This window comes from Priestia abyssalis (genome assembly GCF_002019595.1).
GTDB lineage: Bacteria > Bacillota > Bacilli > Bacillales > Bacillaceae_H > Bacillus_BA > Bacillus_BA abyssalis.
The window spans coordinates 2,940,268-2,964,324 of the sequence record NZ_KV917369.1; the positions used below are offsets into that span (position 1 = coordinate 2,940,268).

Below are 24,057 nucleotides of genomic sequence, written 5' to 3' on the forward strand. Positions count from 1 at the left end.
CTTTTCCTCCTTTCCCTTGCCTACCATAAAATATGCAATCAGCAAAAAAATGCATAGACAAGAGTACAGAGAGATTGTGTATATTACCAAGATTTTTTATGACTTCCTCATCCCTTTTATAAAAAGTCCATTTACCTATTCGTGTTACCTTGAATGAACCAGCTTCCTGTAAAGTTGATAGGTATCGGGAAGCAGTAGATTAAGTCATGTTGAATTTTTGTGATTTGAGTAACGCATACTCCAACTTCTATTAACTCACCCCCGTATTCGTCTTGTGATTCAAAACTGCATTTATTTCTTCAATTAATAAATGTACTTTGGGGTACTTGAAGCTTCATAAGCTCTCTACATTAAAACTACACTTTTCAAGAGATTTTGTAATTGTGATTGAAAGCGAGTATCACTGAATCCAGATTTGAAGCACCCTCCCAATAATCAGCGCAGCGCTCAAGCTTGCTTCCGGGTGTAAATGACTTCAATACAAAAGGTCCTGTACCAACGGGTTTGTTAACAATGTCCTCTTCTATTACATCAATAATCGAAACATTGGGGTTAACCAGCTCAGAAACAAATTCCAGAAAAGGTGGTTTTGTTGAAATATGCAATGTATAGCTATCTGCTTCAATCTTATCGAATTGAAAAAAGAGATTTACTCAATTGAGCAAATCCCTCTTCCGTAATGAGATGTATCGTACATTACTTATTTTGTTTCACGATGAAGCGTATGTCTTTTTAAACGAGGACTATATTTTTTCAATTCCAGACGGTCTGGATTTGTACGCTTGTTTTTCGTCGTGATATAATTTTTGTCTCCCGTTTCTGTACATGCTAATGTAATTTTTACTCTCATCATTATTTCCCCCTCTTTTAATTAAGCTTCTACAAACGGCGGAAGAGGATCTTTGAATGAAGACCAGTCTTCCTTCAGTTCTTCCTCCGTTAGCAGACAGGCATCCAGTGATTTCTCGATTTCAGCTTGATTCATGTCAATTCCAATCATGACGAGTTCTGTCATCCGGTCACCATATACTTCGTGCCACCTCTCAAGCAGCTCCGGTTCTTCCTTTAACATTTGTGCTCTCTCCTCTTCTGGGTAAGCCGCAATCCATTCCCCTGCCCCTTGAAAAATAATAGAGGGACCGGCTTGTGACAGCAAGGCAGACATATTGTTGCGGGAGGCGATCCAGATAAATCCTTTTGCCCGAACAACCTCGACAGGCCAATCTTCTAACCAATTCATGAATCGTTCCGGATGGAAAGGAAGCCTTCTACGGTAAACGAAAGAAGAAATTCCGTATTCCTCTGTTTCCGGTGTATGTTCACTATTTAATTCTTTGATCCAACCTGCACTTTGACTCGCTTTTTCAAAATCAAATAAGTGTGTATTCAGCACATGGTCAAGTGGAAGACGAGCATGATCCGTTTCAATAATACGGGCCTCTGGATTTAATTTTTGCAGGACCGCTTTTAATTCAACTACATCCTCTTCTGCCACTAAATCAATCTTATTTAGCAAGATGACATTGGCAAATTCAATTTGATCAATCAGTAAATCGACGACCTCTCTCGTATCTGTTTCATCCGTCGCCTCTTTCCGATCGAGTAAACTCTCTCCGGAAGCAAAGTCATGCCAGAAACGATTGGCATCTACAACAGTTACCATCGTATCAAGTCTGCAAAATGCGGATAAGTCAATCCCCAAATTTTCATCTACATATGTGAACGTTTGGGCCACAGGCACCGGTTCACTAATTCCGGTTGACTCGATCACGATATAATCGATATCGCCCAATGAGGCAAGCTTTTCTACCTCTTTGATTAAATCTTCCCTAAGTGTGCAGCAAATGCAGCCATTTTGCATTTCAACGAGTTTCTCTTCCGTTCGAGAAAATCCGCCCTGTTTGACAAGCGAAGCATCAATATTAATTTCACTCATGTCATTGACAATGACCGCTACTTTCTTTTCTTCTCTATTTTCTAGAATGTGATTTAATAGTGTCGTTTTTCCTGAACCTAAATAACCGCTTAACACTATTACAGGTACTTTCTGCATAACATAAACCTCTCTTTAAATCGAAAACATTCCGATTATGAAATTATAGAATTGTTCTTTTTCTTAATAACAAGCTGTTGTTGGTTCTTTATCATTGAAAAATGGCCATTTCCATAGAGGGATATTGCCCCCTACTATTTATAACCATAAAAAAATAAATCTTTATAAACTACTAACAATCCGCTCCGCTGCTTGACGGGCGCCAGAAATATTGCGGGCAATCGGCCCCATTTCAAGTTCTGCCAAAGCTCCAGTTACATATAAATCCGGTCCCCATTGTAATGATTTTGATACGATGGGATAGCCGCATTCGGCACATTGTAAATGATGTTTGTGAATCATTGGCGTCAACCATTCTTTTCCTGGTAATGTCGGCTTGAAGCCTGTCGCTAATAAAACAGTGCCCGTCTGATGAAACATACTGCCTTGATTATCATACAACATGATCTGACCGTTGCTTACTTCAGCCTGTTCAACCTGCCCATCCGCTATATGCAGCTTGCCTTGTTGGAGTTGATGTAGTAGTTTTACGTGTAGATCACGCGGAATAGAGCCTTTATGGCGTGCATCTATAATTTGTTCCCGCCGTTTCTTATAGCTCGCTAGTTTACGGAAAGACTGCTGATTTTTGGGTCCTAACCAAGCAGGATCACTATCAAAATCATAAAGGCGAAACGGATGCCGCTTTAATAATGTAACATTCTTTGGAAATAAAGCACTTAACTTTATGGCTAGGTGAACAGACGTAATACCTCCGCCGATAATCGTAAAGGGATATTTTAACTGCCCAAAGTCTGGCAAATCCGTATCGAAAATATGATACACGGAAGAATCCGATTTTTGTTTTAACTTTTCTGCCCATTCGGGCCAGGACGGCTGCTCGCTAATCCCTATAGCTAATACTAGATTTTTCCCTCTTAGTTCATGTCCATTATGTAGTTCGACACTCCAGCCGTTTTCCATTCGATTAACTTTTCTTACACGACCTTGAATCCAAGCTTTGTGCAGTAATAAATCGTCAATGAGATGTTCACAATGATCATTAAACGCTTGCAGAGAGGGACGTTTATATCGTCCGTAAAAAGCGGTACTCCAATCATGCGAGCTACTTTTCACAAATGCTTGCAGACCAAATGATTCAACATCTAGATGATGAACAGACGGAGAGCGCAAATAAGGCATGGAGATGATATTTGTGCAATGTTTCCAGTTTGCAAGCGGTTCAGAATGTGGATCAATAATTGCAAGCTTATCAATTGATGTTTTGCCTTGCTTAAGCAAAAAGGTAGCCATTGTAACCCCTTGAATGCCCCCGCCGACAATGATCCATTCATACATATGTATGCTCTCCTTTCACTTTTAAATCGTAATATTTACGATTTATATGAGTGCAATTGATAATTTATCACGTTTTTTTAAAAATAACAAGTAGGAATTTGAAAGAAAAAGAAAATGTAGGTACATAGAGCATGTTGCAAATAAATAATATAAATAGTAATCATTTCGTTTTACAATATATTTTTATCTGATTATAATTAATATTATCCTGATAAGCTTATTAAACTGTGATTATATTTATTGTATAAGGCAATCGCAGCTTAGAGAAAGGAGAACAAAGAATAAGTATCCGGTAGAAAGGATTTTGACAGATTTAAAAAACGATGATTATAAAATTACAAATACAAAAAAATTGTAGAAGTATTTGTTTTAAATCAAGACTTCTAGAAAAAGTTATAGATAGGGTGAAACAATGAATATTCAACTACCATCTAAGGCTGAGAGGCATATTCTTTTCGGCTCAGTTACTCCAGGTTCTAAGACAAAACCTACACAAAAGCATGAAATGCCCGATTTACAGAATAAGAAGAACAATTTCTTATTTCCTTTAAACAAAGTCGGTATTAGTAATGTAAAAATGCCCGTTAATGTAAACAGCTTGCTGCAGCCAGTTCAACAAACGACTGTCGCTACTTTTACTTTAACCTCTAGTATTCCATATAATCATAAGGGAACAAATATGAGCCGGTTTACGGAGCAACTTGAAAAGTATCGACAACAGGGCTTTATATTAGAGTTTTCTATGTTACATGACTTTGTGAAAGAACTATCAGTAAGATTAGAGCAAACAGATGCAAAACTTGAAGTAGAATTTCCTTGGTTTTATGAACGTCAAGGTCCTTCATCCGGTCTGATTGGGTTAAACCATGCAAATGCAAAAATAAGTATTTTCTATAATCAAGAGACAGGTTTTATGAATGAAGTGACCTTAACATGCGGAATTACTACCCTATGTCCATGTTCTAAAGAGATTAGTGAGTATAGTGCTCATAACCAGCGTGGATATGTTACGATGAAAGCTCGCCTTTCAAACGATTATGATGAAAAACAGGATTGGAAAAAAGCTTTATTGGATGCCGCCGAATCTAATGCAAGTGCGTGTATTCATCCCGTATTAAAAAGACCAGATGAAAAAGCCGTTACGGAACAAGCATACGAAAATCCTCGTTTTGTAGAGGATATGGTACGGCTTGTGGCATCTGACCTTTATGAGATAGAGTGGATAACCTCTTTTACAGTAGAGTGCAGGAACGAGGAATCTATCCATTTACATGATGCCATAGCTACCCTTACATATACCAAATAAGATAAAAAGAAGCTGACTCTAGAGCAGAATCAGCTTCTTTTTATACTTCCTTAGTTATAGATACTCATTCCCATCCTAATTCTTCCTGCATAATATATACCTAACCTAAGGAACGGATAATGGCATACAAATAGACGTGCTGATTTATTGACCACGTGTTGTAGAAACTTTTCTCGTACTTCCTGCCCCAGCTTTAGTTGACATCTCCGTTCCTAAGTTCCACTTTCTCCTCTCCTATTTAGAATCTTTACGTATTTCTCTCACTACATGGGATATCTCTGGAATAATCAGTTTTTCCATCGCTAGTTTGACCGCCCCACTGGATCCTGGCATAGAAAAAATGGCTGTCCCGTAAGATACACCAGCAATTGCTCTGCTTAAAATCGCAGCAGAACCTATATCCTCTAAATAACTAAGTATACGGAATATCTCCCCGAATCCTGTTAGCTCTTTTTCTAATAAACTTTGAACAACCTCCACTGTAACGTCACGTTTTGCTATACCTGTTCCACCGTTTAATAAGACAACATCGATTTCTTTATCTAAACAGCCCTTTTTGACGGCTTCCTTTATTACCTCATAATCATCGGTTACGATGTCATAATCATGTATAGAATGGTCGTTTTCTTCTAACATCTTTATAATCAAACTTCCACTTTTATCTGTCTCTTTCGTACGTGTATCACTGACTGTGATGACTTTGCAATTTACCTTTCTAGGCGCTTCTTTCTTGTGTTGTTGAACACTCATCATCTTCCCTCTTTTCTTTGAGATAGTTTCTCATTTCACTCCGCTTTCTTTCCAGCATTTTTTTGAATTATCCCACATATTAAGCTAAAACGTTAGATAGCCCTAAGAAATTAATCAACTTCCTTAAACTTTTGGTTCATCCTGGTCTTTAATCCCCCAGTTTCTTCATTAAGACAGACCATGCTTTCAGTTACTTTGTTTTGACCACAGTATTTTCTGTTCTGGTGCAAGCACTTCAACATACTTGCAAATAACCTCTAAATCTTCCACATAATGATTGCAGCCATTAATTAGGAGAAGATTTATACTATAATAACTCACTAATCATATACACCCCTCCCAAAATACTAAAGGTGCAAACAATTGAAGTTAGGAATTGCTGATAAACAAACTTTGCAGCTGATTTCAGACCAAATTCTTTCCAAATGGTTAGCATCGTGACAAGACAAGATGTCATCGTGGAGGCTAAAAAAACCAAAATAAATAACTGAGCATCGGACAATTGTGTAAATAGTGCACCATTACCTTCATTAAAGACTAAAATACCATCCTTGCGAATGATGGAAAATGCCAATCCCAATGCAGCTTCGACAGGCATCTGGAAAAGATTTAACAATGGTAAAAATAAATAAGAGAAATACTCAATGATTCCTATAAAATGCAGAATACTAGCTATGAAACATATAAGAATAAAAATTGGTATAGCCTGTGTAAAGAATTGTTTTAAATCGCTTTTCAATTTGAAGGAGAATCCTTTAATAGTAGGCTTTTGGAGAAAGCTCCTTCTTAAACCTGCAACAGAATTTGAAGCTGAGTTATTCTTGTACCAGATTCTTGAATGGAGAGCTCCTCCTAAAAACAAGACAAGGATGTAAGGAAAGAACATCCAAGGATTGTTAGCTGAATTGAAGACAGACAACGTTGCTCCGATTTGGTAGCTGCACGCAGATCCAAACGAAATGAATGATACACACTGTTTCCTTGTACATAAGCTGCAACTGCGACTTTGAAATACAGCCACTACATTACAGCCAAATCCAGAAATGATGGGAATAAGGTCTCTTCCATTCAATCTAATTTTTCGTAAATACGGATCTAATACATCTATTATTCGATCTTTCAAACCTGTTTCATCAGCAAGTGCAGTGCTGCATCCCATCAAAAATACGATTGGGAACGCCCAAATAAATGAATAAATCCCTAAGGATAAAACACCAAAATCGCCAACAAAGATATCCTCTATGAAAGGATGAGTCTCACTAAATAAATGAGTTAAAGGCTGGATAAACCACCTATCAAATAATGGCTGAATGTAAGTAGAAATGAAATAGGCTGCAATAACAGGCAATAGAAACATACTATTTAAACTTATGATAGCCACTATCGGTCCTACTAATGGATAATCAAAAATTAATTCTTTTGGTTCAACCTTTTCAAGATCCACTTCCAATAGATATTGAATTTTCTCATACGAAAGGTTTTTTTGCTTTCTTAACAGCTCCATTATTTGCTGAATAATATCCATTGACAGATTTCTAGTATCTACTATAAATAGTGGAAGTTTATATGTAATAATAGCCTCACTTAATAGTTGTTTACTTTTCTTTGTCATCTTATCTGCATGAGTAGCTACAATTAACACTCGTCTTTGTTTATGTTGAATAAGAGGGTAAAGCTTAGTAAGTTCCTCTTGTAAATGAGTTCCTCTAACCACAACAATTATATTCGTCGATTTCTCCACTTCGTTTATAGTCATTTGATTAGTGATTGATTCAGAAAAATTCAAACCAGGTGCATCCACAAGAATTTGGCCATCTACATTATTTAAACGTATACTATATGTCGAACCCTTAACATTGGTCTCTTCCCCGACACTCTCTCCACTTAATCGTGAAAATAAAGTGGATTTACCTGATGATTCAAACCCTAATAGGAGGCTTCTTGAAATAGTGTTTGCCTGAACTAACATTCGCACTTAACCTCACAACAAGACAAATCTTCTAAAAACATTTGGTTGCGCCTGTACTTTTCAAATATTTCTTCTTTATATGGCACGGCATTTCGCTCAAGGATCTCTTTCGCAACAACGGCAAAGCGCTGACGAAACTTATAAATGAAGCAAAAGATGACTTGTTTATGTCTAACATTTGGTCCAAGCAAGAAAAGGTTCGATGTAATGGTTGACTCATCCTGCTCTGTTAAAACGGGAACGCCATCTTCTCCCCATTCAAATAAGGACTGGATCTGGTTTGCTCCAGATAGAAACCCTGTTGCTAAGATTGGCTGCGTTTTTGACTGATACACAGTACCGTCTACGAGATGTAAAAAGTATGATTTCTCTTCTTTTGTTATTTTAACGACTTCTGCATTTCCAACAAGGTTTAATTGTCCCGACTCCTGTATACTCAACAGTCTTTCTTTTGTATAAGGTGACAAGGATAGGCTAGGGTCAGCGTCCTCAGAATTCCAAATGGAGGATCTAGATAGAACGGTGACTTTTTTATTATTTTTAATCAGATGATAAGCTGCATCAACGCCGCTTTCATACCCACCGATAATGATAAATTCATCCCCTTGAAGTTCTCCCCAAGAACGCACTCGACTATTATGGATGCCAAGTTCAGCCCCTTCAATAGAATGCATTCTAGGAAATTGAAATTCACCTGTTGCCCATACAAGATGTTCAACTGCTATCTCTTCATTATTAACAGTCAGCTTAAAATGCTCCCCTTCTTTAACCACTTCATGAACAAAAGCTTCCTCATAGATGGGTAAATCAAAATGTTCTGCCATTAACTCCAAGTAGGATCCGTAATCTTCACCCGTTAAATGTTCTTTATCAAATGTATAAGCCGGCGATGTGTCAGGAGTAATAGCATTCAGGTCGAGTAAGCCAAAACCGTGTCCAGTAAACGATGGGGTAATTAGTTTCATTTCTTTTGGCCATTTGAAAAAAGTAGAACCAACCATGTCTTTCTCCAGAATCAAAAAATCTTCAATTCCCAATTGTTTTAACAAAATGCCAAAACCAATCCCAGAAGGACCAGCTCCAACTATAATTATTTTTTTGGGTTTCATATTCTATCATTCCTCTTTGAATAAAATAATCTACAAATCAAAATTATTACGATTTAAGAATTGACCATATAACAACATAGCTAAACATTTCAATCAATAAATTTTGACTTATTTTGCAAAAAGGGGCTTACAAGTCAGTATATTTTGTAAAAATTTATGATTTAAAAGGAATCAAACATTTTACTTTTCTGTCCCTTAATATTTGCAGCAGAGTTCGTTTTCACATCATGACTTTCCTTTTGGCATTCTGTTCTAGCTGCATTAATTCTTCCTTTATGATTGCTTTATTAAGGTTTTTTCCAATAAACACGAGGTTTTTAGGGAATTTTATTGATTGTGGAAAAAAGAAAGGAAGCCTATAGGAATACTGAAATAAATAAGTGTACACTTCATCACCTCTAAACTGAAGAAAACCTTTTATACGGTAAATAGACTCTGGAATATTTTTTAACCATTCATCAAATTCCTCTTTTATTACTGGACCTTGAAATTGATAAGTCATGGTTTGAATATGCAGGTGATTGTGTACATGCAATTTTTCGTGATTGTCGATAGAGGAACGACTCGATTGGCTGAGTTCTTTTATTGAAATGTTAGAGTAATTTGTTAAATGTGCCTTCGCTCTTGGATTGATTTCTATTATTTCTCTTTGAATGTACTCACGTTCCTCCTCTGTAATCAGATCCACTTTATTAATTAACACATGATCACCATGTCTCACTTGTTCTTCAAGTAGCTTCTTTAATCGTAAGCTAAGTTTATCTCGATCTAGCCATCTCTTTGAATCGATCACACTGACGATAGATTTAATTTCAATGTATGGTGCAAGAACAGGTGAAAGGCAGGCATCTAATACTTCTATTGGATGGGCGACCCCTGTCGTTTCTACATAAATCACATCCGGTTGATGCTGTTCATAGAGGGAAAGAAGTTGAATTTCCAGCTCATCCTTCATGGTGCAGCAAATACATCCGTTTAAAAGTTCCTTTAGAGGAGTTTCGTTTCCGATAATGTCTGTGTCAACAGAATGCTCTCCTATCTCGTTCAACAATACGGCTACTTTGCGATTTGTTATTTTCTCTTCCTTCAAAAAATTTTGTAATAAGGTTGTCTTTCCACTTCCTAGGAAACCACCTAGTATATATATTTCTACTTTTTTCATCTGCCATCATCCATTTCTTTGTTGAATCTGTTTTAAAAGTAATTTTGCCAATATTAATCCCTTCCTTTATTTAGATCAAAATCATGAAAAATTCGACTTTCTGTAGCCCCTTTTTGGAATAGATATTTTCCTTCATATGGTTTTGCTTCTCTATCTACTTTCGAAATTACAAGTTGACAGATTCTTCTTCCTATCGTTAATTCAATTGGAAGACTATTCGTATTAAATAGTTCTAAAGTGATTTGACCTTTAAATCCCGGATCAACCCAACCAGCATTTTGAACAAATAATCCTAAACGGCCTATAGAACTTCTTCCTTCTACGAAAGCGGTTAGATCATTCGGCAGCTCGACTGTTTCTTGTGTAGTAGCAAGTAAAAATGAATGAGGTGGAATGACAATCTTATCATTTTCCGCTATTATTTCCCTGTACTTTGCTGGAGTTTCTAGTGAAAGGTGATCATTTGCATGTTCGTCAATCAATAGAAAGTGATTTCCAAGACGTAAATCTACAGAAGCAGGTTGAATTTGCTCTTCTGTTAAAAAATTAATAACCAATTCGTTATTTTGTATTTTTGTGAGGATTGTTTTTCCTGATAAAATCAACTTCTTCACTCCCTCTCGCTAAGCTCTTTGCAAATTCCAACGAAATGGATCAGGTAAAGTGGACCAGTCTTCATCAAATTCGGAGTCGGTTAGTAAACATTTATCTAATTCCTCTATGATTTCATCAGGCTGTAAATCTACTCCAATAAACACCAATTTTGTATGTCTATCTCCAAATTCTATATCCCACTCGTCTAACAAATGTGGATCTTGCCTTAGAATTCGTTGCTGCTCTACTTTTGGCAAAGAAGCCACCCAATAAGAGACTGGCTCAATACTAACAGAAGGCCCTGCCTGAGACATTAAAAGTGCTAGGTTATTTCTAGTAGCACACCACGCAATTCCCTTTGCCCTTACAACATTCTCCGGCATGGAGTGAACCCAGTTGTTAAAACGCTCTGAATGAAAAGGCAAACGTCTTAGATAAACAAAAGAAGAAATTCCATATTCTTCTGTCTCCGGTATGTGCTGATGATGTCCTTGAGTTAATTCTTTAATCCATCCAGCTGAGGAGCTTGCTTCTTCAAAATTGAATAATCCAGTATTTAGAATTGATTGAGGATCAATAACCCCTTTTACAGCACGAACTAATTTCGCTTTAGGTTGTAACGTTTTTAATACGTTTTCCAGCTTTACTAATTCTCTTTCAGATACTAGGTCACACTTATTTAAGACAAGTACATCGCAGAATTCAATTTGGTCAATGAGAAGATCTGCAATTTCACGGGTATCCTCTTCCCCCAACGCTTCCTTTCTGTCTAATAGACGATCACCAGACTGGAAGTCCTTCCAGAATCGATTTGCATCTACAACTGTTACCATGGTATCTAGACGACAAAAGCGCGTTAGATCAATTCCAAGTTCTTCATCAATATAAGAAAAAGTTTGAGCAACTGGGATTGGCTCACTAATCCCAGTCGACTCAATGACGATATAATCTATATTTCCTTGTTTTGCAAGCTTTTCTACTTCTATTAATAGATCTTCCCTTAACGTACAGCAAATACAGCCGTTTGACATTTCTACTAGCTTCTCTTCTGTTTTAGAAAACTCTCCCCCCTGTTTTATTAACTCAGCATCGATATTTACTTCACTCATATCGTTCACAATAACGGCTACCTTAAGCCCCTGGCGATTTTGCAAAATATGATTTAAAAGAGTCGTTTTTCCGGCTCCCAAATATCCGCTTAAAACTGTCACAGGTATTTTTTTATTCATTGTCATTCCCTCTCAGTCATTAAGATTTTTACTATTCATGTCTTGCTAAAACGTTTTAGAAACTGGACCTCACCATTCCTTTTTGTTTCTTCTTTTCTGTTAGTTTGAAGCCTTCACATGTGGCTCTCTCCCTTTCCAGAGAAAAAAGGCTCAACAAGTTAAGTTACTCGTTTTTCTTATAAGCCCCTATAACCCACAAATGAAAATAGTAATCATTTCGATTTATGTAGAATATTTAAACACATTTACTTAATAAATGCAAAAGTAAACTGTAGGGTAATTTTGTAATACACACTTTTTAGCTTCTTTGCGGTATATTATAGTTTAGCTTCCTCTGCCCCTATTACTATTCCAAATTTGATAGACCCGAGAGTTTTCTCCGGTCCATCCTCTTATAACAAAACTGTTGTTTCAGCAACAGGACCGGATACAGCTTGTGCTAAAGCCGAACGCTCAAAATAGGCTTGAGCAAGGCTTGCCAAAAAAGCACCAATGATAAAATACTTACCCACTTGAAAAAACTCATGTGAACTGTAATGAATAATGGCTTTCCATTTCTAAATTCCTCTTTCATTTAATAAATGCTGTTGCCTTACCGCTTCCAAGGAAACCATTAATTAATTAAATAAACAGGAATTTTGGTCGTTTTCATGAACCTTTACCCCATTTTGTTTGCTTAATAAATGATTATTTACAATAAATCGGAATTATTACGAAAAAAAACCGTTTATCTATTTACAAATAAGATGGAGATAAGTTAGACTTTAAATCGAAATAATTACTATTTATTAAATAGGGAGGGAGTTATATGAATTCTCTTCAATCACTCTTTCAATCTATAAGGGAAAAAGGATATCTTCTAAGCGATAAGAGAAAACAGCTTATACGCTTCTTATTTGAGAGCCGTTCTTTTCTTTCAGCACGACAGCTTATAATTAAAATGCAAAAAATCTACCCTAACATTAGTCACGATACAATTTATCGCAATCTAAACCTCCTTGTTCAATTGGGATTCCTTGAAACAAGAGTTAAAAATGGTGAAAAACGATTTTTCTTGGTTAGTCCAGTTCACTCAGATCAATTGTACGGATATTTTATTTGTGAGCAATGTGGTTCAGTTCATCCGCTTAACCTGAGTTTAAACTTGCACATGATGGTCAACAAACTTGAAGTCCAACACTTCCTCTTTGAAGTTTATGGTAATTGTTCCTTATGCAATAAGATCTCTTAGAAGGAACGTTAAGTCATTTGCACATGATTGAAAGATAAGTTAAAATAACACAACACAAATAGGAATGATTATGCTTTATACACACATAAACTTTTTAAACAGGAAGAAAAAATGAGTAAAGAGAAAGGATGAAATCATATGGCAAAAAAATCTAAAGTAGCCAAAGAAAGAAAACGTCAGAAATTAGTGGAAAAATATGCTGATTTACGAAGAGAGTTAAAAGCCCAGGGAGATTATGAATCTTTACGAAAATTACCGAGAGATTCCTCCCCTACCCGCCTGCACAATCATTGCAAAGTTACTGGAAGACCTCGAGGATATTTAAGAAAATTTAAGATGTCAAGGATTGCATTTAGAGAATTAGCCTATAAGGGACAGCTTCCAGGCGTCAAAAAGTCGAGTTGGTGAATAAAAAGTTTATTTAACGTCTCTTCTCTCTTGGTTGTAGTTATTACTTGATACATCATGCAGATAAAAATGAATGCAGGTAGTTTGTTAAACGAAAAATTGGGTAATAATGATTTTTAAATCGTAATCATTACGCTTTGTGTTTAGGAGGATAACAATATGGCGACTTAGGTGATAGTTGATCTCTGCAAGGTGTACACCAGTTAAAAGCTAGACATAATTGTGCCTTAATGACATGGAAAGCCTTAGATAAGATTTTAAAAGATGAACAGAACTACACAGATTTTTTACTTTGAGATACTTCAGCCCAAATTCCGGTGAAATTATTTGTATATTTTCACTTTACATGCTAAAAATTACATGGTATATTTTAAGTGTAAATAGGAATGATTACGTTTATCGAACAATTCCTTCACAAAGGTAAAATGCCATATTACTTCTTCCAGACTACGGTAATAAAGTAAAAATCAGACACCACTTATATCAGACAAAAGAGTAAAACCGTATCAACTGATACGGTTTTACTCTTTTGTCTAACCACATATTTAATATTAAGAGAAGCAAAAAGTCTTGTGTCACTCCATTTCCTGATTCACTAGTGTATCAGTTGATTAAAGAACATTCCTAACATAGAAATAGTTATGCAAAACATGTTTTACAGGCTTTTTCTACATTAATTTATTGTAACAATTTCGACTGGACCATGGTCATCACAATGACCATCGTGAACATGATGCAATCTCCCATTAACTAAATAATCCATATGATCGCCGTGAGGGACCATTTCATGTCCACAATCATTTTCGTGGTTACAACCGCAAGCAATAGGTTGGCATTCATCCGGATTGGTTTTGCTAACCGGGATTTTACATTCATCCCAATGACCCTCATGTTCATGGTGAAGATGGCCATTATGAACATAGTCAATATGGTCGTCGTGTCGAATTTTTGTATGCCCGCAAGCGATACTATGACGATGATTATGATTTCCTGCATGACTAGAATGTTCCATTTCTAATCTCCCCTTCAACTTGTATTTTCCTTGAGATTATTCCCTGAAAAGCATAAAAGTATAACCATTGCTGGCCTTCCGTTAAATAATAATACACCCTTCTTCTACTTCTTTCTGAAAAAATAACTTCCGGCTTAACGATGGAACATACATGGCGAGAAATAAGGAGCGCCCTAAACTGAATGAGATAAACGCAAGCCACAAGCCGTGATTATTCATGTTCGGTACGGCTGTCAACTGAACGACCAAGTAAACCGTCAAAGCCAATATCATCGAGTTTCGGACAGGCGCCGCTTCCGTCGCCCCTGTAAATACGCCGTATAAAACGATGCCGAAGCTTGCGGCTAGGGGAAACAAAATAAGCCATGCCCCGTATGTATTTGCCAACTCCATGACAGCGGGGATACGTGTAAACAGCCGTATCATTCCCTCACTGAACAAATAGTATGTGCCTGCAATCAAAAGAGACGAAAAGACCGCCCACTGACACGACAGCTTGAGCGTTTTTTTATATAAAGAAACATCTCTCGCTCCGATTGCTTTCCCAGCCAAAATACTAGAAGCATTGGCGAATCCATCAAAAAGATAGGCCATCATGTAATGAATTTGGATAAGAACCGCATTGGCTGCCAGCACCTCCGTGCCAAAAGAAGCTCCTTTTGCCGTAAACAAGTTGAAAACGGTTAATAAACAAAGCGTTCGAATGAACAAATCCCGATTGACGCCCAGCATTTTTTTCAATGAAACAACATCAACAATCTCTTTTAACGGTGGAAACGTCAGCTTAACAGGAGATGCCTTCCATATCATGATCAGCCCAATGATGAAAGCCGTTATTTCCGATATTAGAGTCGCGACAGCTACGCCGGATACCGCCCAGGAAAATACGTGAACAAACAACAGGTCCAGGGCGATATTCATGAGGTTCATAAACACTTGTAACATGAGAGAGACTTTAATCATGGACATGCCCATTAACCAGCCGAGGATGACGTAATTCAACAGCGTAAAAGGGACACCCCATATTCGAATGCCGAAATAATCGGATACAAACGTCCGGACATCCGATGCAGGATTGATTAAAGTCAAGGCTGCGTATTCAATGGGACCTTTAAACAGAATAAAGCCTATTCCTACCGTGATGGCAATTATGAAGGGTCTGGTTAAGGCCAGCATACCTTGAAGATTGTGATTTGCCCCGTGTGCTTGAGCCGCAAAACCGGATGTGCTGACCCGCAAAAAACCAAATAGCCAGTACATTGTGTTAAAAATCATCGTTCCGACCGCCACTGCCCCGATATAGGCAGGATCAGGCAGCTGTCCGACAACCGCTGTATCGACCGCTCCGAGTAAGGGAGTCGTGATTGTTGAAATAATAAGAGGAATCGCTAAAGCAAGATATGATCGATGGTTCAACATGCTCTCCTCCTCACGATTCAAACATCTGAATCAATTCTTTCGTGTAAGAATGTCTATTCTCAGAAAACAGCTGCTCGCTATGAAAGTTGTCTACCACCTGACCGCGCTGCATCACCATGATGCGTTGACTCATAAACTTGACGGCAGCCAGATCGTGAGAAATAAACAAATACGATAGACCCAATTCCTCTTGTAAGTCTTTTAATAAATTCAATATTTTCGCCTGAATGGACACGTCCAAACTGGCTGTCGGTTCATCTAAAATGATGAGTGAAGGCTCGATGCTGATCGCCCGGGCGATGATGACCCGCTGCTTCTGCCCTCCGCTCAACTCGTGGGGATAGGAATGGAGATAATGCGGTTCAAGACCTACCATTGCGAGCAAATGTTCCGCGCTTTTCCTGCGGTCATGGCGAACTTCCTTCAAAAAAGAAGGGTTCACCTCTTTTTGAACATCCAACGGTTCCATTAACGAATCCAGGATTTTCAATCTTGGATTTAAGGAAGCGGTCGGATTTTGAAAAACGGCTTGAATATCTTTTCTCATACTTCTTCTTTCACTTTTGGACAGTTGATGAAGCGCTTTTCCATTCAGCCGGATTTCTCCTTCATCTATTTTTTCGAGCATCAGCAAGCATCTCGCTAACGTGCTTTTCCCGCTGCCGCTCTCTCCCACCAGTCCTAAACACTCCCCTTTTTGAATGTCCAGCGATACGTGATCGACCGCTTTATGGCCGCATGAATATCGTTTTGTCATATCCCGCGCCCATAACACCTCTTGTTCTGCCGGTTTTAGCAATGCTTCTTCCCCTCCTTTCCTACACAAGCACGGCTTCTTTTTCATGGATCGTCAACAGACGTGACGGCGTCTCCCTTAATGGCGGAATGGCAGCAAACAATTGCCTTGTATACGTATGTTCCGGATTGGCAAAAACCGCTTCCTTCTCGCCTGCTTCGACGATTTGACCGTGCAGCATGACTGCCATCTTATTGGCATATTTACGAACGTGCCGCAAATCATGTGTGATGAATAACACCGCACAATTCGTTTCTTCTTTTAAATCATGAATAAGCTTCAGTACGCTTGCTGCCGTCATGCTGTCAAGTGCGGTCGTCGGTTCATCCGCAATGAGCAATTTCGGCTTTAACATCATGGCCATGGCAATGGCTGCCCGCTGTAATTGCCCGCCGCTCAGCTGAAAAGGATAACTTTTATACACTCTCTCTTCAGGAAGGCATACACTTTTTAAGGCATTCAAAGAACATTCTTTGCGCTCGCTTTTGGACATATCCGTATGGGTTTTCAACACTTCGTCAAACTGTTTTCCAACTGTGATAAACGGGGTAAAAGCCCCCTGGTAATCTTGAAAAACATAGGCGATGTCCTTGCCGCGAATCCGTTGAAGCTCCTTTTCCTTTACACTCAGTAAATCTTGGCCCTGCAGCAGCACACTTCCCGCCGAAACCGTCAACCCGGATGGCAGCAGGCCTCCAATGGCGGAAGCCGTCACGCTTTTGCCGCTTCCGCTTTCGCCGACTAATGCGAGCCATTCCCCTTCTCGGATCGTCAAATGAACGTTATGAACAATCAGCTCGCCTTGATGCTTAATCGCAAGATCCTTAATCGTTAAAATCACCATTACCTCTCTCCCTTTTCATTTTTCACGTCAAAATGATCCCTCAGGAAGTCTCCCAACAGATTGAAAAGCAGGACCACCACCATAATGGCCAAACCCGGAATAATCATTAATTGAGGAGCATTATGAAAAAACGCCTTTCCTTCGTTCAACATGGCCCCCCATTCAGGCGCGGGAGGCTGTGCTCCTAGCCCAATGTAAGAAAGCGAGGCAATGATTAAAATGATTTTCCCGAGGTCTAAGCTGGCCAGCACCAGCAGATTGCCCGCCACATGCGGAAGCAAATGCTTTCGTAAAATCGCAAAAGAACCGAGTCCGTTAATTTTGGCCATTGCGATATAATCCTTTTGCTTTTCCGATATGACAGTACTGCGAACCAATCGGGCATACTGCACCCATCTTACAACCACAATGGCGAAGACGAGATTGAATAACCCAGGCCCCAATAAGCCGCTTAGCACAATCGCGACAATATAATCGGGAAAGGCAAGAAAAGCATCGACAATCCTCATAAAAAAACGATCCACTCTTCCTCCTATGTACCCGGAAAGAAGCCCGACCGGCAGCCCGATAGTGATCGAGACGGCTAAAACAAAGATGCTTGTTCCAACGGTTGTTTGAGCTCCTGCCAGCATACGGGAAAAAATATCCCTGCCCAGGTGATCGGTCCCTAGAAGATGTTCCCGGCTTAAAGGCTGTAATCGTTCCCCTAACTGCACCTCCGTCGGGTCAAAGGGTGCCATGAAAGGAGCAGTCGCCAAAAAGAGGATAAAGAATAAAAAGAAGCCGGTGATTCCATATGAATGTAAAGGAAACATACGAGCACCTTTTGGATTCATGTGCGGTCCACCTCCTTTAATCGTATCTCCGGATTCAAATACCGGTAGGCAAGATCGACAACTAGATTAATAGTAACGACAAAAAGCCCCATGAACAAAATGTACCCTTGAATGACTGGATAATCCCGGCGGGCAATCGCTTCGACTACAAGTTTTCCAATTCCGGGATAAGCGAACAACACTTCAATAATGACCGTGCCGCCAAGCAAGCTGCCAAGGCTCACACCAAAAATCGTAATGACCGGGATGAGGCTGTAACGAAAGGCATGGAAGAAAAAAATCCTCCTATTGCTTAATCCTCTTGCTCTGGCCGAGCGGATAAAATCTTGCCCCAATGTTTCTAGTAAACTGGAACGAAGCAATCTGACATATACCGCCGACATTGCCAGCCCTAATGTTAAGGAAGGCAAAATCAAATGAAGAATCGTTCCTTTTCCCATTGACGGCAATAGTCCCCATTTTACGGAAAAAAACTGGATAAACAGCAGGCCCAGCCAAAAGCTGGGCACTGCTGCACCAATTAAAGAAAAAATTCGGCTCGTATGATCAATCCACGTATGCTTATAGACGGCAGCGAGCGTTCCAACCGGTACGGCGATCAGTGTCATAATAAGGAGGGAAGCCCCTGTCAACGTCAGCGTCGACGGGACTCTTGCCGCCAATTCCTCAAATACGGGCTTGTTTGTCATATAGGAATTTCCCAAATCCAGTTGAACGAAACGAAGCAGCCAGTTTCCATATTGAATATAGATGGGATCATTAAACCCTAATTCCTCTCGCAGCCCTTCGATTTGCTCATCGGACGTTTGCACATCAATGACGTTCAACATATGTCGGACAGGGTCTCCCGGAGCCAATTTCATGAATGCAAAGCTGATAAAAGACAACAAAAAGAAAAACAAGACGAATTCGAGTAACCTTTTTCCTATCGTCTTCACTTTGTCTTCACACCTAAATCTTTCGTAATCACATAAAACTCGCTGATGCTCGTCATCCAATTTTCCACATAGTCTTTATAGGACACGAAATTATTTGGATGAACAATTGATGAATGAAGCATTTCTTGATCAAGAATCGTCACAGCCTCTTTTGCCAGCTGATTGCGCTTCTCTTCCTCTACCGTTTGATTTAACTCGTTGACAATGCGGGACACTTCTTCGTGTTGAACGTTTGCGAAGTTCATCGCACCGCCTGGCATGTAAGCTGAATTAAGGAAATAGCTCGCATCTCCTCTAGGTGCCGTGTTTAAACTGTATGTCGCCAAATCCCAATCATTTGCAGCCAAATATTCATCAATGTTTTCCACGACTTGAATGTCAATAGCAATTCCAAGCTGTTTCGCATTCGACTGCAAAAGCTGTGCGATTAACGGAAGCTCCGGACGGTAGGAATAGGTGATGAGCTTGAGTGATAAAGGCTTTCCGTTTTTCAGTGCCCTGCCGTCTTTAATCTCATATCCCGCCGTCTCTAAATAATCCTTTGCCTTTTCAATTCCAAACTCTTTTTTCTCATAAGCCGGTGTAAACGGGAAGTTTGACAAAAACGGGCCTTCGGCAACCATTGCCTGCCCGGCCATGATGCTGTTAACGACTTCTTCACGGTCGATTAGCGCATCGAACGCTTTTCTTACATTCACATCCGCCAAGGCCTCGTCGCTCGTGTTATACATCAATAAATGTGTTCGCAAGCTTGGTACGACATCCGTTTTAATCGTTTTGTCGCTTTTTAAGCTTTCAAGGCTTTCGATGGCAGGACGATACACGATATCGGCGTCTCCTGATTGAAGAGCCAATGTACGTGCATTTGCATCTTCATTGAATGTAAGCGTCGCCCCCTCAAGGTTCGCTTTACCGTCCCAATAGTCTTCATAACGCTCTAATACGAGCTTGTTGTTCGCTTCAAATGACACAACTTTAAATGGACCTGTACCGATCGGTTTTTGGTCCACGTTCGCTTCGCTCACATCAATGATCGCAGCGTTCGGGTGGACAAGCTCGGACGGGAATTGCGGCAGAGGCTGTTCCGTCGTGATCGTTAACGTTTGGCCGCTTGCTTCCAACGTCTTGATTTTCAGCGCGTTTTTCATGGCTTCGCTCACTTCGATGTTTCGTTCCAATGATGCTTTTACCGCTTCGGCGTCGACTTTTTTACCGTTTTGGAATGTCACGCCATCCCTGATGATGAACGTCCACACTTGGCCGCTTTCATCGCCCTTCCATTCTTTTGCAATCCATGGTTCAAGCTTCAATTCTTCATTCATTTTCACAAGTGTTTCCGCCATCCCGGCTCTCACCGGTGTCCAGTTTAAATGCGGATCTAATGTTTCACTCGGAAAATTCGATAAAAACGTTAATTCCTTCTTTTCAGTTTGATCGGTTGAAGATGTGCTTTTCTCTTGTGAAGATGTGCATGCAGATAGAACGAGCAGCAAAATGCTCATGACCACACCCATCTTTAGTTTATGTACCAACATATGGCCCCCCCTAAATTGAAATCATTACGATTTAAAATGTGTAAGACTTAAAAGTTAATGGTTTTATACTGTCTTTGATTGCTATTTTGCTTAAATAGCAGATACTCGCAGCGGCAGCCGCCGTCAACAAAATGGTATGTAAATCGAGTATATAGAATAGTAAAACAGTTTCCCAGAAGGATTAGCATCCGTGATAGTAAACACGAGCAAAGCCATTGCTTCCGGGGACATTTCCCCTTCAATAAAGTGACTCTTCTCTGTTTCATCATTAGATAAATAAGAACAATTACGATTACAATCTTAAAAAAAACCGGACTCCGGTGAAGGAATCAATAAACGGACTACCTTTACACGTGCATTCATGATGATACGAAGATAAGATGACAAGAATGACATCGTTTTTCATGCTCCCCTCCCTACTGAATCTCATTTCTATTTTATTTTCTATCCCCTTTTTTGAAAATCGTAAGAATTACGATTTACTGAAGAAATCTTACCACCTTATGCCACCCTAGTCAATCATAATTATGGATGCTCATTGAACAAAAATAATTCAATGCCGTCATCGGGATCGTTTCAAGCATAACCATTTACAAAACAACGCCGATATCCCGCTTCAGCCGACAACTATTGAAGTCTATGAGAAAGATGAACCATCCATTTTTCCCGCCCAAACAAAGTCGAAGGATTTTGAACTAAAAGGGGATGAGTAAAAAGGAACAAAAAACACCCTTTTTACTCATCTCCCTAAAAGTCCCCTCACCGTTCGAAACAAAATTAGCTGACTCTGAGGGGCTTTTCATTTTTTACAGGCCGGCCATTATCTGAAGAAGACTTTTTATTCAATGCCAATAATAAAATCATGCCCATGATGCACGCTGTCCCCACCCATTGAAACAAGCCAAACGGTTCTTTTAGCCAAATAACCGTCGTCAAAACCGCTGCCAGGGGCTCTATACTGCCGAGAAGGCTTGATTCTTTCGGCGAAAGGCTCTGCAGGCTTTCTATATAAAACCAAAAGGCAAGCATCGTACCGAAGATGATGACGAAAACTAAGTAAATATAGGCTTCTGCCGCTAAGTTCGTCATGTCGATTCGCCAAGGCGGATGGATAAAACTTAAGGCCAAGCCGCCGATCACCATCGCCCAGCCGACAATCACAAGCGAGTCGTATTGTTTCAATAAAGGAACGGCATATAACGTATAAAAGGCTAACGCCAGCCCCGATAAAAGACCCCAAATGATGGCGGAGGCCGGTACAGACAGCTGGGAGATGGAGCCGTTCGTCAACAAGAAAAAGCAACCCACTAAAGCAAGCGAAACAGTTACCACATCCTGTCGTGTCAGAACGGATTGTTTACGTAAAAGTAAATAAATGATAATCATGACAGGTGCTAAATATTGTAATAACGTGGCCACAGCGGCATTCCCATGCTTAATCGATGCCATATACGTGTATTGAACTGCAAGCATGCCGAGTAATCCGAAGATCATCAGTTGAAAAGCTGCTCTTTTATTCTTCCAGACACCGAAAATTTGCGAACGGTCTTTTCCATAAAATTGAACGGCCAATAGTAAAAAACCAGCCGCGAGCAATCGTGTCGTGACAAGCCAATTGACATCGATGGCGTATTGCTGAAAGAGTTTTTGTGCAACAGTGCCGCCAACACCCCAAAATACTGCTCCCGTCATCACGAGAATTAATCCTATTTTTCTAGCAGATTTATTCATCATTGATTCTCCACCTCAAATATCATAATAGTGTTATAATAAGTGAAAATTCGTGTAAAAAATACTTAAATTGAACAAAAAAATATCAATATATTGAGGTGATCGTTTGCAAATAAAAAATTTCAGGATCGATCAAAACTTAAAAGAGCTAACCGAACACCGTACAGTCGTGCTGCCGATCGCCTGTTATGAAACAACGATTCATCAAAATATAAACGGGTATATCCCCCTTCACTGGCATGATGAAATTCAATTTGTGTTGATTGTAAAAGGAGAAGCCCTCTTTCAAATCAATGAAGAAAAACTGGTGATCGGAGAAGGAAACGGCCTATTTATTAACAGCGGCTGCCTGCACATGGCGGAAGAAAAAAATCAGTCGGGCTGTGTCTACATTTGTTTAAATGTTTCTCCTCATTTCGTTTTATCGCAAGAACTGTATACAACCTATGTATATCCCTATATCCAAGCGACAAATTTACCTTACGTATACTTAGACGCAAATGAACTTTGGGCAAAAAACATTTTCGATGCCATTCTAAAAATCAATCAATGGATTCAACAACAATCACCGTACTATGAAATTGACATTTCTGTACAGCTGACGTTAATCTGGCAAAACTTAATCATCAATGGCATTCAATTGGAATACGACCAAACGGAAATGGTAAAAAGCCAGCGAATGAAACAAATGTTGAACTGGATTCATCTTCATTATGCGGAGAAAATCAGATTAGACGATATTGCCAAAGCCGGCCAATTGAGCCGCTCTGAGTGCTGTCGATATTTCAAACGAGTGTTAAAGAAAACACCGCTCCATTACGTAACCGATTATCGCATTCAGAAAAGCCTGATCCTGCTGCAACAAGCAGAATCTACCGTGACAGAGGTTGCCTATCAAGTGGGATTTAATAGCACGAGCTACTTCATTGATCAATTCCGAAAGTCAATGAACATGACTCCATTGGCATACAAAAAATTAAGTTCTGTTAAAATATAGGGTTAATTTTCGGCTTATTTGCACGAATGAGTCCAAACAAGGAAAAGAGCATATGGTAGCATCGGCCGCTGTAAATTTGAACGAAGACCATTGGTTCAATGCCCACTTCGACATAAAATCTTAATTTTTCCCGTAAATCCCAATTAAAATGCATTTTCTATGAAATGAAATGAAATAAGCGTAAAGAGTTTAGCTCTTTACGCCTGTTTTCTTATACCGGAGAACAGTTGATAATCCAGCCACTCTCTAAACACCTTTAAAATAAAGAATTTGAATGTACGATTCTTTTGGATGAATTCACTGTAATATCCTTTCCGATAAAAGCAAATAAATTTAAAGGAATGAAAGTATGATTTTTATATGAAATCATACTTTCATAAATGAAAAAGCCACCTAAATAGTCAGCTCGCTTTTTATCTCTGCTTAAACTTCTCTGTTAGTTTAACCTTTATTTGTTGAACTTCTCTGGATTTTCTACTTGCATAGACATTACTTCACCACATTTGGAGCAAAAGTAAACCCTTATTGGTGAACCAGTACTAAAGATTTTATTAATTGGTTGTACAGAAGCATAACCACTTAGTTTCCCTTCATTCAAAGTTCTATTCCCACATTTATTGCAATTTTCATTTGCCACAGATACCACCTAACTTTCATTTGGATCACTTCTTTATTTATTAGCTCTGTTAAATTTTAATGTTAATAATAGGCTCAAAATTAAAGGAAACTCAGATAAATAGGGTTTCCTCCATTTTTGTTCAACTAAAGCTCAACTTTAATTTAGTAAGTCTAATAAAAAG

General features: G+C 39.1%; 23 protein-coding genes. 4 read left to right on the forward strand and 19 right to left on the reverse strand.

The genetic code is table 11. The features are described from left to right. Positions 1-365: 365 nt before the first annotated feature. The 4 genes from BK575_RS14040 to BK575_RS14055 form a co-directional block, all read right to left on the reverse strand. Entirely contained in the window at positions 366-626 is a 261-nt protein-coding gene (locus BK575_RS14040; RefSeq protein WP_078410930.1) for an ABC transporter substrate-binding protein, read from the reverse strand. Between the two features lie 74 nt (positions 627-700). Then, the gene (gene rpmG / locus BK575_RS14045; protein ID WP_046525338.1) at positions 701-850 is read right to left on the reverse strand and encodes a 50S ribosomal protein L33; all 150 of its coding nucleotides are present in this window, start codon (positions 848-850) and stop codon (positions 701-703) included. A gap of 21 nt (positions 851-871) precedes the next feature. Further along, positions 872-2,053 (reverse strand): GTP-binding protein, encoded by a 1,182-nt coding sequence (locus BK575_RS14050; protein WP_078410931.1) that lies wholly within the window; start codon positions 2,051-2,053, stop codon positions 872-874. A gap of 162 nt (positions 2,054-2,215) precedes the next feature. Further along, on the reverse strand, positions 2,216-3,391 hold the full coding sequence (locus BK575_RS14055; protein WP_078410932.1) for an NAD(P)-binding domain-containing protein: 1,176 nt from the start codon (positions 3,389-3,391) through the stop codon (positions 2,216-2,218). 412 nt (positions 3,392-3,803) lie between these two features. Here BK575_RS14055 and folE2 point away from each other — a divergent pair, with 412 nt between their 5' ends. Next, positions 3,804-4,697, forward strand: a complete 894-nt coding sequence (gene folE2 / locus BK575_RS14060; protein WP_078410933.1) for a GTP cyclohydrolase FolE2 — start codon at positions 3,804-3,806, stop codon at positions 4,695-4,697. 234 nt (positions 4,698-4,931) lie between these two features. Here the strand turns inward: folE2 and BK575_RS14065 are convergent, their stop codons facing one another. From BK575_RS14065 to BK575_RS14090, 6 genes are all read right to left on the reverse strand, one after another. Next, a complete protein-coding gene (locus BK575_RS14065) occupies positions 4,932-5,447 on the reverse strand; it encodes a MogA/MoaB family molybdenum cofactor biosynthesis protein (protein ID WP_078410934.1) in 516 nt (171 codons plus the stop codon). Positions 5,448-5,754: 307 nt separating this feature from the next. Then, entirely contained in the window at positions 5,755-7,416 is a 1,662-nt protein-coding gene (locus BK575_RS14070; protein ID WP_078410935.1) for a nucleoside recognition domain-containing protein, read from the reverse strand. Next, a complete protein-coding gene (locus BK575_RS14075; RefSeq protein WP_078410936.1) occupies positions 7,410-8,525 on the reverse strand; it encodes an NAD(P)/FAD-dependent oxidoreductase in 1,116 nt (371 codons plus the stop codon). Before BK575_RS14075 ends, BK575_RS14070 begins: the two co-directional genes overlap by 7 nt. Before the next feature lie 220 nt (positions 8,526-8,745). Beyond that, positions 8,746-9,687, reverse strand: a complete 942-nt coding sequence (locus BK575_RS14080; RefSeq protein WP_078410937.1) for a CobW family GTP-binding protein — start codon at positions 9,685-9,687, stop codon at positions 8,746-8,748. Positions 9,688-9,740: 53 nt separating this feature from the next. After that, a complete protein-coding gene (gene dcd, locus BK575_RS14085) occupies positions 9,741-10,292 on the reverse strand; it encodes a dCTP deaminase (protein ID WP_078410938.1) in 552 nt (183 codons plus the stop codon). Positions 10,293-10,310: 18 nt separating this feature from the next. Then, the gene (locus BK575_RS14090; protein ID WP_078410939.1) at positions 10,311-11,510 is read right to left on the reverse strand and encodes a GTP-binding protein; all 1,200 of its coding nucleotides are present in this window, start codon (positions 11,508-11,510) and stop codon (positions 10,311-10,313) included. Positions 11,511-12,318: 808 nt separating this feature from the next. Here BK575_RS14090 and BK575_RS29600 point away from each other — a divergent pair. Continuing rightward, the gene (locus BK575_RS29600; RefSeq protein WP_078410940.1) at positions 12,319-12,741 is read left to right on the forward strand and encodes a Fur family transcriptional regulator; all 423 of its coding nucleotides are present in this window, start codon (positions 12,319-12,321) and stop codon (positions 12,739-12,741) included. Positions 12,742-12,879: 138 nt separating this feature from the next. Continuing rightward, positions 12,880-13,149: a 30S ribosomal protein S14 gene (rpsN, locus tag BK575_RS14100; RefSeq protein WP_078410941.1), complete on the forward strand. Its 270-nt coding sequence runs from the start codon at positions 12,880-12,882 to the stop codon at positions 13,147-13,149. 673 nt (positions 13,150-13,822) lie between these two features. Here rpsN and BK575_RS14110 read toward each other — a convergent pair. The 8 genes from BK575_RS14110 to BK575_RS14145 all read right to left on the reverse strand — a co-directional run bounded on the left by BK575_RS14110 (position 13,823) and on the right by BK575_RS14145 (position 22,260). Next, the gene (locus BK575_RS14110) at positions 13,823-14,161 is read right to left on the reverse strand and encodes a hypothetical protein (protein WP_078410942.1); all 339 of its coding nucleotides are present in this window, start codon (positions 14,159-14,161) and stop codon (positions 13,823-13,825) included. Positions 14,162-14,242: 81 nt separating this feature from the next. Then, positions 14,243-15,577, reverse strand: a complete 1,335-nt coding sequence (locus tag BK575_RS14115; protein WP_078414791.1) for an MATE family efflux transporter — start codon at positions 15,575-15,577, stop codon at positions 14,243-14,245. 13 nt (positions 15,578-15,590) lie between these two features. Then, on the reverse strand, positions 15,591-16,337 hold the full coding sequence (locus BK575_RS14120; protein WP_235867485.1) for an ATP-binding cassette domain-containing protein: 747 nt from the start codon (positions 16,335-16,337) through the stop codon (positions 15,591-15,593). Between the two features lie 61 nt (positions 16,338-16,398). Further along, positions 16,399-17,220: an ABC transporter ATP-binding protein gene (locus tag BK575_RS14125; RefSeq protein ID WP_078410944.1), complete on the reverse strand. Its 822-nt coding sequence runs from the start codon at positions 17,218-17,220 to the stop codon at positions 16,399-16,401. Next, on the reverse strand, positions 17,220-18,035 hold the full coding sequence (gene nikC, locus BK575_RS14130; protein WP_078414792.1) for a nickel transporter permease: 816 nt from the start codon (positions 18,033-18,035) through the stop codon (positions 17,220-17,222). The genes BK575_RS14125 and nikC overlap by 1 nt, the downstream gene beginning before the upstream one ends. A gap of 17 nt (positions 18,036-18,052) precedes the next feature. Next, the gene (gene nikB, locus BK575_RS14135; protein ID WP_078410945.1) at positions 18,053-18,994 is read right to left on the reverse strand and encodes a nickel ABC transporter permease; all 942 of its coding nucleotides are present in this window, start codon (positions 18,992-18,994) and stop codon (positions 18,053-18,055) included. Beyond that, positions 18,991-20,529, reverse strand: a complete 1,539-nt coding sequence (nikA, locus tag BK575_RS14140; RefSeq protein ID WP_078410946.1) for a nickel ABC transporter substrate-binding protein — start codon at positions 20,527-20,529, stop codon at positions 18,991-18,993. The genes nikB and nikA overlap by 4 nt, the downstream gene beginning before the upstream one ends. Positions 20,530-21,306: 777 nt before the next feature. Next, positions 21,307-22,260 (reverse strand): DMT family transporter, encoded by a 954-nt coding sequence (locus tag BK575_RS14145; protein WP_078414793.1) that lies wholly within the window; start codon positions 22,258-22,260, stop codon positions 21,307-21,309. A 112-nt stretch (positions 22,261-22,372) separates the two neighbouring features. Here BK575_RS14145 and BK575_RS14150 point away from each other — a divergent pair, with 112 nt between their 5' ends. Continuing rightward, complete coding sequence (locus BK575_RS14150; protein WP_139368146.1) at positions 22,373-23,257, forward strand: AraC family transcriptional regulator; 885 nt, start codon at positions 22,373-22,375, stop codon at positions 23,255-23,257. Positions 23,258-23,705: 448 nt separating this feature from the next. On the opposite strand, the gene BK575_RS14155 is transcribed toward BK575_RS14150, so the two are convergent. Continuing rightward, positions 23,706-23,894, reverse strand: coding sequence for a transcription initiation factor TFIIIB (locus BK575_RS14155; protein ID WP_078410948.1), 189 nt, complete (start codon positions 23,892-23,894; stop codon positions 23,706-23,708). Positions 23,895-24,057: the final 163 nt, after the last annotated feature.

Coding starts and splice junctions, on each gene's coding strand:
- rpmG (WP_046525338.1), bottom strand. CDS start 850: ATGAGAGTAAAAATTACATTAGCATGTACAGAAACGGGAGACAAAAAT.
- BK575_RS14050 (WP_078410931.1), bottom strand. CDS start 2,053: ATGCAGAAAGTACCTGTAATAGTGTTAAGCGGTTATTTAGGTTCAGGA.
- BK575_RS14055 (WP_078410932.1), bottom strand. CDS start 3,391: ATGTATGAATGGATCATTGTCGGCGGGGGCATTCAAGGGGTTACAATG.
- folE2 (WP_078410933.1), top strand. CDS start 3,804: ATGAATATTCAACTACCATCTAAGGCTGAGAGGCATATTCTTTTCGGC.
- BK575_RS14065 (WP_078410934.1), bottom strand. CDS start 5,447: ATGAGTGTTCAACAACACAAGAAAGAAGCGCCTAGAAAGGTAAATTGC.
- BK575_RS14070 (WP_078410935.1), bottom strand. CDS start 7,416: ATGTTAGTTCAGGCAAACACTATTTCAAGAAGCCTCCTATTAGGGTTT.
- BK575_RS14075 (WP_078410936.1), bottom strand. CDS start 8,525: ATGAAACCCAAAAAAATAATTATAGTTGGAGCTGGTCCTTCTGGGATT.
- BK575_RS14080 (WP_078410937.1), bottom strand. CDS start 9,687: ATGAAAAAAGTAGAAATATATATACTAGGTGGTTTCCTAGGAAGTGGA.
- BK575_RS14090 (WP_078410939.1), bottom strand. CDS start 11,510: ATGAATAAAAAAATACCTGTGACAGTTTTAAGCGGATATTTGGGAGCC.
- BK575_RS29600 (WP_078410940.1), top strand. CDS start 12,319: ATGAATTCTCTTCAATCACTCTTTCAATCTATAAGGGAAAAAGGATAT.
- rpsN (WP_078410941.1), top strand. CDS start 12,880: ATGGCAAAAAAATCTAAAGTAGCCAAAGAAAGAAAACGTCAGAAATTA.
- BK575_RS14110 (WP_078410942.1), bottom strand. CDS start 14,161: ATGGAACATTCTAGTCATGCAGGAAATCATAATCATCGTCATAGTATC.
- BK575_RS14120 (WP_235867485.1), bottom strand. CDS start 16,337: ATGACAAAACGATATTCATGCGGCCATAAAGCGGTCGATCACGTATCG.
- BK575_RS14125 (WP_078410944.1), bottom strand. CDS start 17,220: ATGGTGATTTTAACGATTAAGGATCTTGCGATTAAGCATCAAGGCGAG.
- nikC (WP_078414792.1), bottom strand. CDS start 18,035: ATGTTTCCTTTACATTCATATGGAATCACCGGCTTCTTTTTATTCTTT.
- nikA (WP_078410946.1), bottom strand. CDS start 20,529: ATGTTGGTACATAAACTAAAGATGGGTGTGGTCATGAGCATTTTGCTG.
- BK575_RS14145 (WP_078414793.1), bottom strand. CDS start 22,260: ATGAATAAATCTGCTAGAAAAATAGGATTAATTCTCGTGATGACGGGA.